General features: G+C 62.3%; 13 protein-coding genes. 7 read left to right on the top strand and 6 right to left on the bottom strand.

Features of this window, described 5'->3' with window-relative positions:
- A partial coding sequence (locus tag LB543_RS26760; RefSeq protein ID WP_224616279.1) for a hypothetical protein occupies window positions 1-205 on the top strand: 205 nt, incomplete at its 5' end.
- A gap of 222 nt (window positions 206-427) precedes the next feature.
- Here the strand turns inward: LB543_RS26760 and purS are convergent.
- Together purS and purC are read right to left on the bottom strand one after the other, a co-directional pair.
- Entirely contained in the window at window positions 428-670 is a 243-nt protein-coding gene (gene purS / locus LB543_RS26755; RefSeq protein WP_140755162.1) for a phosphoribosylformylglycinamidine synthase subunit PurS, read from the bottom strand.
- Between the two features lie 43 nt (window positions 671-713).
- Window positions 714-1,508, bottom strand: a complete 795-nt coding sequence (gene purC / locus LB543_RS26750; protein WP_013532127.1) for a phosphoribosylaminoimidazolesuccinocarboxamide synthase — start codon at window positions 1,506-1,508, stop codon at window positions 714-716.
- Window positions 1,509-1,784: 276 nt separating this feature from the next.
- On the opposite strand from purC, the gene LB543_RS26745 reads away from it, so the two are divergent.
- Together LB543_RS26745 and LB543_RS26740 are read left to right on the top strand one after the other, a co-directional pair.
- On the top strand, window positions 1,785-2,105 hold the full coding sequence (locus LB543_RS26745) for a DUF1476 domain-containing protein (protein WP_224593809.1): 321 nt from the start codon (window positions 1,785-1,787) through the stop codon (window positions 2,103-2,105).
- A gap of 109 nt (window positions 2,106-2,214) precedes the next feature.
- Window positions 2,215-2,988, top strand: coding sequence for an HpcH/HpaI aldolase family protein (locus LB543_RS26740; RefSeq protein WP_224593812.1), 774 nt, complete (start codon window positions 2,215-2,217; stop codon window positions 2,986-2,988).
- Between the two features lie 128 nt (window positions 2,989-3,116).
- Here the strand turns inward: LB543_RS26740 and LB543_RS26735 are convergent, their stop codons facing one another.
- Window positions 3,117-3,671 carry an RBBP9/YdeN family alpha/beta hydrolase gene (locus LB543_RS26735; RefSeq protein WP_140755156.1) on the bottom strand — a complete coding sequence of 185 codons (555 nt, stop codon included), beginning with the start codon at window positions 3,669-3,671 and terminating at the stop codon, window positions 3,117-3,119.
- Between the two features lie 245 nt (window positions 3,672-3,916).
- Between LB543_RS26735 and LB543_RS26730 the strand changes: the two genes are divergently transcribed.
- Window positions 3,917-4,729: a VOC family protein gene (locus LB543_RS26730; RefSeq protein ID WP_140755154.1), complete on the top strand. Its 813-nt coding sequence runs from the start codon at window positions 3,917-3,919 to the stop codon at window positions 4,727-4,729.
- 194 nt (window positions 4,730-4,923) lie between these two features.
- On the opposite strand, the gene purB is transcribed toward LB543_RS26730, so the two are convergent.
- Window positions 4,924-6,231 carry an adenylosuccinate lyase gene (gene purB / locus LB543_RS26725; protein WP_224593818.1) on the bottom strand — a complete coding sequence of 436 codons (1,308 nt, stop codon included), beginning with the start codon at window positions 6,229-6,231 and terminating at the stop codon, window positions 4,924-4,926.
- A gap of 277 nt (window positions 6,232-6,508) precedes the next feature.
- Between purB and LB543_RS26720 the strand changes: the two genes are divergently transcribed.
- Window positions 6,509-6,763, top strand: coding sequence for a DUF2171 domain-containing protein (locus LB543_RS26720; protein WP_140755758.1), 255 nt, complete (start codon window positions 6,509-6,511; stop codon window positions 6,761-6,763).
- Between the two features lie 9 nt (window positions 6,764-6,772).
- Here the strand turns inward: LB543_RS26720 and LB543_RS26715 are convergent, their stop codons facing one another.
- Window positions 6,773-7,798, bottom strand: a complete 1,026-nt coding sequence (locus tag LB543_RS26715) for a P1 family peptidase (protein WP_224616278.1) — start codon at window positions 7,796-7,798, stop codon at window positions 6,773-6,775.
- Window positions 7,798-8,871 (bottom strand): branched-chain amino acid ABC transporter substrate-binding protein, encoded by a 1,074-nt coding sequence (locus LB543_RS26710; protein WP_224616277.1) that lies wholly within the window; start codon window positions 8,869-8,871, stop codon window positions 7,798-7,800. The genes LB543_RS26715 and LB543_RS26710 overlap by 1 nt, the downstream gene beginning before the upstream one ends.
- A gap of 179 nt (window positions 8,872-9,050) precedes the next feature.
- Between LB543_RS26710 and LB543_RS26705 the strand changes: the two genes are divergently transcribed.
- Window positions 9,051-9,578, top strand: a complete 528-nt coding sequence (locus LB543_RS26705) for a flavin reductase (RefSeq protein WP_224616276.1) — start codon at window positions 9,051-9,053, stop codon at window positions 9,576-9,578.
- Window positions 9,575-10,504 carry an AAA family ATPase gene (locus tag LB543_RS26700; protein ID WP_140812874.1) on the top strand — a complete coding sequence of 310 codons (930 nt, stop codon included), beginning with the start codon at window positions 9,575-9,577 and terminating at the stop codon, window positions 10,502-10,504. The genes LB543_RS26705 and LB543_RS26700 overlap by 4 nt, the downstream gene beginning before the upstream one ends.

Raw genomic sequence — 10,504 nt, 5'->3', positions numbered from 1 at the left:
TCTCATGAATCACGCAAAACCGCTCTTGGGAATCCTCAAAACGCTCCCAGAACTAAAAATCTGCCAAAGTAGTGCTAAGTACAGCGACGTATATCAGTCGGCAAAGAAGCCAACGTGGGCATTTTATATGATAGCTGCGGCAGGTTTGCTAATCATAGGAACGCACGCTGTTTACAAGTTGGCCGTCGTTTTAGGTGCTCTCTAGTCGCCCGTTCGATACGTTCAACCCGATCATTCTGACGAGCGAGCACACCATAGATGTTCTTCACGTCACTCTCAATGCTATCAGAGGACCTCGGATGGAGCCAAGCTCGGATTTAACCTCTCCAAGCGTCAATCCATCCTGTCCCAGCGCGACTGAATCGACTTGAGGACTTCAGAGATCAAACTTCTATCGATCTCGGCCACCAGTCCCTCTGGTACAACCTCAGGTAAGCGTCACACTATAATTCTCAATCACCGTATTTGCCAGCAGCTTGTCGCACATGGCTTTCAGATCGGCTTCGGCCTTGGCCTTGTCGCTTTCCGCCAGTTCGACGTCGAACACCTTGCCCTGCCGCACCGCTCCGACGCCTTCGAAGCCCAGTCCCGACAGCGCGTGTTCGATTGCCTTGCCTTGCGGGTCGAGAACGCCGTTCTTGAGGGTGACGGTAATGCGGGCCTTGATCACGCTGGACGTGCTCCTGTTCTGAATATCGGGTTGCAAGCCGCTGTCAGTGCGGCTTGCCTTTGAGGCCGTCGGTCGAGGCGACCAGCACCGGACCGGTGGGACGCGGCGGCTCGTTCTCGTTCATGATGCCGAGGCGGCGGGCGACTTCCTGATAGGCCTCGACGAGGCCACCCATGTCGCGGCGGAAACGGTCCTTGTCGAGCTTGTCCTGCGTCGCCACGTCCCACAGGCGGCAGGAGTCCGGCGAAATCTCGTCGGCCACGACGATGCGCATCATGTCGCCCTCGAACAGGCGGCCGCACTCGATCTTGAAGTCGACGAGCTGGATTCCGACGCCCATGAACAAGCCGGAGAGGAAATCGTTGACGCGGATGGCGAGCGCCATGACGTCGTCGATCTCCTGAGGGCTTGCCCAGCCGAACGCCGTGATGTGCTCTTCCGAAACCATCGGATCGTCGAGCGCGTCGGCCTTGTAGTAGAATTCGATGATCGAGCGCGGCAGGACGGTGCCTTCCTCGATGCCGAGGCGCTTGGACAGCGAACCGGCGGCGACATTGCGCACCACCACTTCGAGCGGGATGATCTCGACTTCCTTGATCAACTGCTCGCGCATGTTGAGCCGGCGGATGAAGTGGGTCGGAATGCCCATGCGGTTCAAATGGTTGAATATGTATTCGGAAATGCGGTTGTTGAGTACGCCCTTGCCGTCGATGACCTCGTGCTTCTTCTTGTTGAACGCGGTTGCGTCGTCCTTGAAGAACTGGATCAGCGTGCCCGGCTCGGGTCCTTCATAGAGGATCTTGGCCTTGCCTTCATAAATGCGGCGGCGATTTTTCATTTGAATTTTTCTCTGGATTTGCGGGCAGGCGGCAAGCGACCACTACCTGCCCGTCCGCCTGAATTAATGCGGCGACGGTGACGTTCAATGCCGGGTCTATCCCAATCACACCGTTTGCTCAATCGGCAAATCCTTCCAATCAACCGCTTTCGGGACTGAAATGCCGCAGCGCAGCATATGACGAAGCATATTGACCGGCCCGCGACCTTTTGGTTTGTGCTTCGGCAACACACATATTCACCCGCCAACGAATCGGATTTGACCCGGAGGGACGCCATGAGCAGCATGAAAGACCGCGAAGAGGGCTTCGAGCGCAAATTTGCACTCGACGAAGAGCTTCGGTTCAAGGCCTCGGCGCGGCGCAACAAGGCGCTTGGTTTGTGGGCCGCCGAAAAGCTCGGAAAATCCGGCCCTGACGCCGACGCCTACGCCAGGGAAGTCGTTGTTTCCGACATCGAGGAAGCCGGGGACCATGACGTGTTCCGCAAGATCCGCAAGGATTTCGACGCTGCGGGCGTCGACCAGTCCGATCACCAGATCCGCCGCACCATGGACGAACTGATGGCGCAGGCGATCGAGCAGATCAGGAACACCTGATCCGGCCTCTTACTGGACCAATCGACCGCCCGGCCGATCCGGGCGGTTTTTCTTTGCCTTTGCGGCGGTTTCCGGCTGAAACTGCCGGCGTTAACAAGGAAGAGATTAGATGTCCCTGAAGTCCCGTCTTGCCGCCGATGAAACGCTGGTCACCGCCTGGTCGGGCGTGCCGGATGCCCTGACCGTGGAGATCCTCGCCAGGCAGGACTTCGATGCCGTCACACTCGACATGCAGCATGGCGGCCATCACGAGGACAGCGTCCTGCGCGGCCTGGCACCGGTACTGGCTGTGGGCAAGCCGGCGCTGGTGCGCATTCCCGTTGGCCGTTTCGACATGGCCAGCCGTGCCCTCGATTTCGGCGCCGAAGCGGTCATTGCGCCGATGGTCAACTCGGTGGCCGATGCAAAGCTGTTCGCCGCCGCCATGAAATATCCCCCGCTCGGCGAGCGCTCGTGGGGCCCGACCTATGCCTTCCCCCGCCATGGCAAGGGGGACTATGCCGAATGGCTGCGTGACACCAATCAGCGCACCATGGCGTTTGCGATGGTCGAGACGCGCGCCGCGCTCGATGCGCTCGACGGCATCCTCGATACGCCGGGCATCGATGGCATTTTCCTCGGGCCATCCGATTTCTCGATCGCCTGGACCAACGGCGCCACGGTCAATTCCACGCTGGAAAGCATGATGGAGACGGTGGCCTCGGTTGCCGAGCGCACCCGCAAGGCCGGCAAGCATGCCGCGATCTACGTCGTCGAACCGGCTATCGCCGGCCGCGTCGTGTCGATGGGCTACCGCCTGCTCGCCACGGGGTCCGAGCATGCGCTGATTTCGCTGGGAGCAAAGACCTTGCTCAAGGGCATCAAGGATTCGATTGGCGCCTGACGCCAGAGCAATTCCAGGAAAAGTGTGTAATGGTTTTCCCGGGAAAAGCGCGTAGCGCTTTCCCTAGGGAATTGCGTGAAAACAAAGAGTTAGAGCGGGTCGGCGATTCTATCAAGCGCTGAACCGCTCTAAGCCTTCAGGTCCGTCAGGAACTTGGCGAAGGTCATCGATCCCTCGGGCCAGGGGCCAAAACCTGAATCCTCGCTGAGATGACCGGTCTCGCCGGCGTCGATGAACAGCGAGCCCCAGGCGCCGGCGATGTCCTCGGCTACATCGAAGGGGCAAAAGGGATCGTTGCGGCTGGCGATCACGATGGACGGAAACGGCAGCGGCTCGCGCGGATAAGGGCCGAAGGTCATCAGATGCCTCGGTTTGATCGTGGGGTTGGCGACGTCGGGCGGCGCTACGAAGAAGGCGCCGGCGACCGGCTTTTGAAATTGCGGAATGGCTTGTACGGCCGCGGCCACTCCCAGTGAATGGGCGACGAGAACGACAGCTCTCTGCGCCTCGTTGACCGCCTTGGCCACGCTCGCCGTCCAGTCCTCGCGCACCGGCTTCGACCACTCCGCCTGTTCCACGCGTCGCGCCGTCGACAGCTTCGATTGCCAGCGAGTCTGCCAATGCTCGGGTCCGGAATTGGTGTATCCGGGGATGATCAGAATATCTGCGTCTTTGACTTTCATGGCGCTGAGATAGCGAGCGCGATTGTCTGATGCAACCGTTGATGGACGCGCCCTACGCTCGCAATGGTGAACACCATGTTCGCTTTTCGCTCTCTTGTGTGAACGATGGCGATCGACGATGTCTGTTGGGAAAGAAACAGCCGTGGAGGACCGGGATTTTGGCGCTGACACGACGTACAATGATCGGCGGCGCCGGGCTCCTGGCTTTGGGAACTTCGCGAAACGTTGCCGCAACGGAGACAATGATGAGCGAACTGCCATTTGCCGCTACCACGCCGGTGAGCGTCGCCCGGGTCGGGCTGAAGGCGCGTGATGCCGAAAGCCTCGCGGCCTATTACCGACGGGTTGTCGGCCTGCAGGAACTGAGCCGTGCCGATGGCGCGATCACCCTGGGCGCAGCCGACCGTCCGCTGCTGGTGCTTGAACCGGACGTGTCCGCCAAGCCGGACGATCCGCGCAGCGCCGGCCTCTTCCACACGGCATTCCTCCTGCCCAGCCGCGCCGATCTCGGCCGCTGGATCAACCACGCCATCGCAGACAAGATCGCCATCGAGGGGGCTTCGGACCATCTGGTCAGCGAAGCGCTGTACCTGACCGATCCCGAGGGCAACGGCATCGAGATCTATGCCGACCGCCGCCCGCAGGACTGGAAATGGAACGGCGACAAGATCGCCATGGCGACCGAGCGGATGAACATTCCTTCTGTCGTTGCCGAAGTGCCGGCCGGCGACGCGGGCTGGCAAGGCGCGCCGGAAAACAGCATTGTCGGCCACGTCCATCTGCGCGTCGGCAGGCCGGAAGAGGCGGAAGCCTGGTGGAACCAGGAGTTCGGGTTCGACACGGTGGCCAAATATGGCGGCCAGGCGGTGTTCCTGTCGTCAGGCCATTACCATCACCACATCGGCGCCAATGCCTGGCAGAGCGCCGGCGCCGGCCGCCGCGACCCGTCCCGCTCCGGCCTTGCCTGGGTCGAGATGCGTTCGGACAATGTGAGCAGCGCAACGACCCGTGAGGACCCCTGGGGCACGGTGATCAGGACCGTGCCTGGGAAGGCTTGATTGGGCGTCAACACAGCTTCTTTCTCCCCGTCGCTATACGGGGAGAAATGTCGGCAGGGCAATGAGGGGCGGCGCCGAGGTTGCAAGGTTGTCGTTTCTGACACAATGCGATGAGTAGCTTTAACCGCCGAAGTTGGCGCTGCCCCTCATCCGCCTGCCGGCACCTTCTCCCCGTAAACGCGGAGAAGCAAAGCTCACGCCGCTCCGAACACCCGCTTGAAGATCGTGTCGACGTGCTTGGTGTGATAACCAAGGTCGAATTTCTCGCGGATTTGCGCCTCCGGCAGCGCTGCGGTCACTTCCTTGTCAGCCAGAAGTTCCTCAAGGAAATCAGCGCCTTGTTCCCATACTTTCATGGCGTTGCGCTGCACCAGCCGGTAGGAGTCCTCGCGCGACAGGCCGGCCTGCGTCAGCGCCAGCATCACGCGCTGGGAATGCACCAGGCCGCGGAATTTGTTCATGTTGTTCAACATGTTCTCGGGATAGACGACCAGCTTGTCGACGACGCTGGTCAGGCGTGACAGCGCGAAATCGAGCGTCACGGTGGCGTCCGGGCCGATCATGCGCTCGACCGAGGAGTGCGAGATGTCGCGCTCATGCCAGAGCGCCACGTTCTCCATCGCCGGCAGCGCCATGGAACGCACCATGCGGGCAAGGCCGGTGAGGTTTTCGGTCAGCACCGGGTTGCGCTTGTGCGGCATCGCCGACGAGCCTTTCTGGCCCGGCGAAAAATACTCTTCCGCTTCCAGCACTTCGGTGCGCTGCAGGTGCCGGACCTCGATCGCCAGGCGCTCGATCGAGGAGGCGATGACGCCGAGCGTGGCGAAGAACATGGCGTGGCGATCGCGCGGGATCACTTGCGTCGATACCGGTTCCGGCTTCAGTCCCAGCTTTTGAGCCACATGCTCCTCGACGTAGGGCTCGATGTTGGCGAACGTGCCGACCGCCCCGGAGATTGCGCAGGTCGCGATATCCTCCCGCGCGTGCACCAGCCGCTCGCGGCAGCGCGAGAATTCGGCATAGGCCTGCGCCAGCTTGATACCGAAGGTGGTCGGCTCGGCATGGATGCCGTGGCTGCGGCCGATGGTGACGGTGTCCTTGTGCTCGAAGGCGCGGCGCTTGAGCGCGGCCAGCAACGCATCGATGTCGGCGAGCAGAATGTCGCTGGCGCGGGTGAGCTGCACGGCAAAGCATGTGTCGAGCACGTCCGAGGACGTCATGCCCTGATGGATGAAGCGCGCGTCGGGTCCGACGAATTCGGCAAGATGGGTGAGGAAGGCGATGACGTCATGCTTGGTGACGCGCTCGATCGCGTCGATCTTCTCGACGTCGAATTCCGCCGCGCTTCCCTTTTCCCAGATGGTTTTGGCCGCTTCCTTGGGGATGACGCCCAGTTCGGCCAGCGCGTCGCAGGCATGGGCCTCGATTTCGAACCAGATGCGAAACCGGGTTTCGGGCGACCAGATGGCGACCATTTCCGGCCGGGAGTAGCGAGGGATCATATCGATCGATTTCCAGCTTCGCGTTGCGTTGGTCGCGTCCTAACAGAGGCGGGTAAAATGCTCAACGCTGATGCCGCGCAAACCAGAGGTTGGCCAAGCGGAAATAGAGCCGGATTGCATAGGCGAGTGAAGGCGAGTGCATGGACCGGAGAGGAGATTGAACGCGGTTGACCACCAAATCAAAACGTCGTGCGGACCAAAGCCGATGCATCCAATCCGCTCGCCATTTGTTATTGTCGGCAGTCCCAATGGCAACCACCCCAATGGAGAACCTGACATGACCGACACCAGCAAAATTCGTGAGCACATGGAAGTCGTCGGCGCCGATGGCGTGCATATCGGCACCGTCGACAAGGTCGACGGCCAGCGCATCAAGCTGACCAAGGCCGACAGCGGCGAGGGCGCTCACAAAGGCCATCACCACTATATTTCCCTGGCCCTGGTTGCCGAGGTCGACGGCAAGAAGGTGTGGCTGTCCGCGAATTCCGATGTCGCGGTGACGTTCGAGGAAGAAAAATCCAATCCGGTTTGAACGAAGGCTTTAGCCCAGTCGCGACGACCAGACGGGAAACAGATCGTTGCCGGCTGGCGTCGCGGCAAACACGCCACGGCTGATGGCGCGCGCCATGGTGGCGCCGGCCGCGGCATAGAGGTCGACTGCCGCGTCGGCGCTGAGTTCGATCCCGCTCCTGCCGGTGGCCAACGCGAATACCAGGTCGCCATCGGCCGGCGTATGGGTCGGCCAGATCGCGCGCACGAAGCCGTCATGCGCCGAAATCGCCAGGCGTTTCGCCGCGGCCTTGGTGAGGATCGCGTCCGTGGCGACGACGGCGATGGTCGTGTTGCCGCCCGTTTCCATCTGCCGCCCGTGATTCTTGTCGCGGTATTTCAGCAAGATCCGCTTCGCGTCTTCGGGCATGGGCGAGGGATAACCGAGCCCGCCGAATTCATCGCCGATTTCGAAGGGTGCCGCCCAGAAATGGCGGGTGCGGCCGACGGTCACCGAGCCGGTCGGGTTGACGGCGGCCAGCGCACCGATGGTGACGCCATTGTCGAGCAGTGTCGAGGCGGACCCCAGGCCGCCCTTCAGGCCCGAAGTCAGCGCACCGGTACCGGCGCCGGCCGTGCCAAGTTGGAAATCGACGGCCGCAGCTTGTACCGACTCGTAGCCGAGGTCGCGATAGGGTGGATAACGGCCCCAGTCCTTGTCGCCGCCATTGCGCAGGTCGAACAGGATTGCCGCCGGCACGATCGGCACCCGGAAGCCGCTGACCTCGAAGCCGATGCCGCGTTCGCGCAGCGCGGCCTGCACGCCGGACGCAGCATCGAGGCCGAAAGCCGAACCGCCCGACAGCACGACGGCATGGATTGTCTCGATAGCATTGTGCGGTTCCAGCAGATCCGTCTCGCGTGTGCCTGGCGCGCCCCCAAGGATTTGCACACCCGCCACCGCCGGCTCGTCGCAAAGGACAGTCGTCACGCCGGATTTCAGCCTGGCATCGGAAGCATTGCCGACGCGCAGGCCGGCAACGTCTGATATGAGGTTGCGCGGGCCTGTACGGAACATCAGTTGTTTTCCAAGGGCACGAAGCGGGTGCCGTCGAAGCGGAAGACACGGTAGGGGCTCTGGCTGAGGTCGCCCTTGGCGTCGAATCGGACCGGCCCGATCGCCGTGGTGAAATCATGCCCGGTGAGTGCGTCGGTCAGCGGCTTACCGGAGCTTGCGGTGTCCACCGCCGCTGCCTTGGCGATCTCGACCGCCGCATAGGCCGGCAAGGCGTAGCCATCCGGCACGATTTTTTGCGCGGAGAAGCTTTCCAGCACTTTTGGGTCGGCGACATCGGCCCATTCGGGCGGCGCGATCATCAGCGTGCCCGTTGCATAAGGAATGTCGCCGGGCGGCGTGCGCAGGTTTTCACCGCCGGCAAGAACGATGCCCGTCTGGAGTTGGGTGGCATCGCGCCCCATGATGGCGATGTCGTCGCCGTCGCCTCCGACAAAGACATGCGTAGCGCCGGCCTTTTTCAGCCGCCCGACCAGGCCGATCTGGTTGTCGAGTTGCGGCCGGAACGTGTCGACGAAGACCGGTTTCAGCGCTGCCTGCTCCGCCGCTGCGCGAAATGTCTCGGCGATTTCGCGGCCATAGATGGTGCCGTCATCGATGATGGCGAACAATTCGTCACGCCACAGCCGGGTGAGGTTAGAGGCGACAGCGTTGCGCTCGTCATCGCCACGCGGCCCGAGGCGATAGACCGGCCAGCCCGTCTTGGCGCGGCGGTCGGTCAGGCTTTCGGTTCGCACGCCGACGGTGATGACCGGAATGCTGGCGTCCTTCAGGACAGGCATCGCCGCTTCGATCGCCTGCGTGCAGAGGAAGCCGATCACGACGTTGACCTTGGCTGCCACGAACTCCCTGGCCGCCTCAGCGCCGCCGTCGCCGGTACAGGCGTCATCCACGGTCTTGAGCTGGATGCCGTTCGCGTCTGCCGCTAGCCCGGCGCCGGCCTCGATCTGCTTGCCGAGGATGGCCGATGGTCCCGACAGGGGCGCGGCGACGCCGATCGTGAGCGTCTGGGCGCCGGCGGCGCCGGTCAGCAACAGCCAAGCCAGCGCGATGGATATCGTTGCCCCGGATCGCATCCTGCCGAACCGTTCCTCCAAGCCCGCGACACGCGCGCAGCACCAATTCCCGCCAAGACCTAAAGGCTGTCCGGCCTTGGTGCAACACGCGAATTCGGGATATGGGCCAAGCACTTCGCTTGTGGCATGTGATGTCTGGCCATATATGTCAGGCGAACAATGGCCATGGAAAACTTCCGGTGCTGAAGAAGAATGATATTGGACCGCAGGCCTATCGCGACGCGATGAGCCATTTTGCCGGTCACGTCCATGTGGTGACCACCGATGGACCCGCCGGCAAGCGTGGCGCGACGGTGATAGCGGCTTGTTCCGTGTCGGACACGCCGCCGACCATCCTGGTCTGCCTCAACCGTGAAAACCCCAAGAACGAGCCGTTCGTAAAGAACGGCAAATTTGCCCTGAACACGCTGGCTTCGCACCAGGAGCCCCTGTCGATTGGGTTCTCCGGCATGACTGGGTTGCCGGTCGAAGAGCGCTTCGCGCTCGGCGAATGGGACGTGATTTCCACCGGCGCGCCGACGCTGAAGGGCGCACTCGCCGTATTCGACTGCGAGCTGATCGACACCAAGGACCTAGCCACCCATCGTGTGCTTTTTGGCAAGGTGACAGGCCTGCGCATGGGCGATAATTTGCGGCCGCTGATCTATCACGCGCGCGGCTACCACGTCCTGGAAAGTGGGGCGGTCGCACCCACGGAGAAAGAATGAGCGACTTGAAACCGCGCGCCGTGCCGCGGACGATCGACGAGACTCTCGATCTGCTGACCGGCGCGGACTATGTCGCGGACCGGTCGCTGGCAACGGTGCTTTTCCTGTCGCTGCGCATGAAACGGCCGCTTTTCCTCGAGGGCGAGGCCGGCGTCGGCAAGACCGAGATCGCCAAGGTGTTGGCAGAGGCGCTTGGCCGCCGACTCATCCGCCTGCAGTGCTATGAGGGGCTCGACATCTCCTCGGCGGTCTATGAATGGAATTACGCCGCACAGATGATCGAAATCCGCATGGAGGAGGCTGCCGGCAAGGTCGAGCGCTCCGCCATGGAACGCAATGTGTTCTCCGAAAAATACCTGATCCGCAGGCCGGTGCTCGATGCGCTGACAGGCAAGACGGGCGCGGCCCCGGTCTTCCTCATCGACGAGCTCGACCGCACCGACGAGGCGTTCGAAGCTTTCCTGCTCGAAATCCTCTCCGACTTCCAGGTGACGGTGCCTGAACTCGGCACGATCAAGGCGGAAGAGCCGCCAATCGTCATCATCACCACCAACCGCACCCGTGAGATCCACGACGCGCTGAAGCGGCGCTGCCTCTATCACTGGGTCGACTATCCCAATGCGGAACGCGAGCTGGAGATCGTGCGCCGCAAGGTGCCTCGGGCCAACCAGCGGCTTTCGGCCGAAGTGGTGTCCTTCATCCAGAAGCTGCGCCAGCTCGAGCTGTTCAAGATGCCGGGCGTCGCCGAGACCATCGACTGGGCCGGTGCACTGACCGAACTCGACAAGGTGGCGCTGGATCCGGAGACCGTGTCCGACACGATCGGCGTGCTGCTGAAATACCAGGACGACATTGCCCGCATCGGTGCGGGTGAGGGCCGGCGCATCCTCGACGAGGTCAAGGCCGAGCTCGCGGCGGCGGAGTAA

This window comes from Mesorhizobium sp. ESP7-2 (assembly GCF_020164715.1).
Classification (GTDB): domain Bacteria; phylum Pseudomonadota; class Alphaproteobacteria; order Rhizobiales; family Rhizobiaceae; genus Mesorhizobium.
This window is presented reverse-complemented; position numbering and strand designations above follow the sequence as displayed.

Bases quoted from the DNA above. Each gene is read 5' to 3' on its own strand.
- purC (WP_013532127.1), bottom strand. From the start codon at position 1,508: ATGAAAAATCGCCGCCGCATTTATGAAGGCAAGGCCAAGATCCTCTAT.
- LB543_RS26745 (WP_224593809.1), top strand. From the start codon at position 1,785: ATGAGCAGCATGAAAGACCGCGAAGAGGGCTTCGAGCGCAAATTTGCA.
- LB543_RS26740 (WP_224593812.1), top strand. From the start codon at position 2,215: ATGTCCCTGAAGTCCCGTCTTGCCGCCGATGAAACGCTGGTCACCGCC.
- LB543_RS26735 (WP_140755156.1), bottom strand. From the start codon at position 3,671: ATGAAAGTCAAAGACGCAGATATTCTGATCATCCCCGGATACACCAAT.
- LB543_RS26730 (WP_140755154.1), top strand. From the start codon at position 3,917: ATGAGCGAACTGCCATTTGCCGCTACCACGCCGGTGAGCGTCGCCCGG.
- purB (WP_224593818.1), bottom strand. From the start codon at position 6,231: ATGATCCCTCGCTACTCCCGGCCGGAAATGGTCGCCATCTGGTCGCCC.
- LB543_RS26720 (WP_140755758.1), top strand. From the start codon at position 6,509: ATGACCGACACCAGCAAAATTCGTGAGCACATGGAAGTCGTCGGCGCC.
- LB543_RS26715 (WP_224616278.1), bottom strand. From the start codon at position 7,798: ATGTTCCGTACAGGCCCGCGCAACCTCATATCAGACGTTGCCGGCCTG.
- LB543_RS26710 (WP_224616277.1), bottom strand. From the start codon at position 8,871: ATGCGATCCGGGGCAACGATATCCATCGCGCTGGCTTGGCTGTTGCTG.
- LB543_RS26700 (WP_140812874.1), top strand. From the start codon at position 9,575: ATGAGCGACTTGAAACCGCGCGCCGTGCCGCGGACGATCGACGAGACT.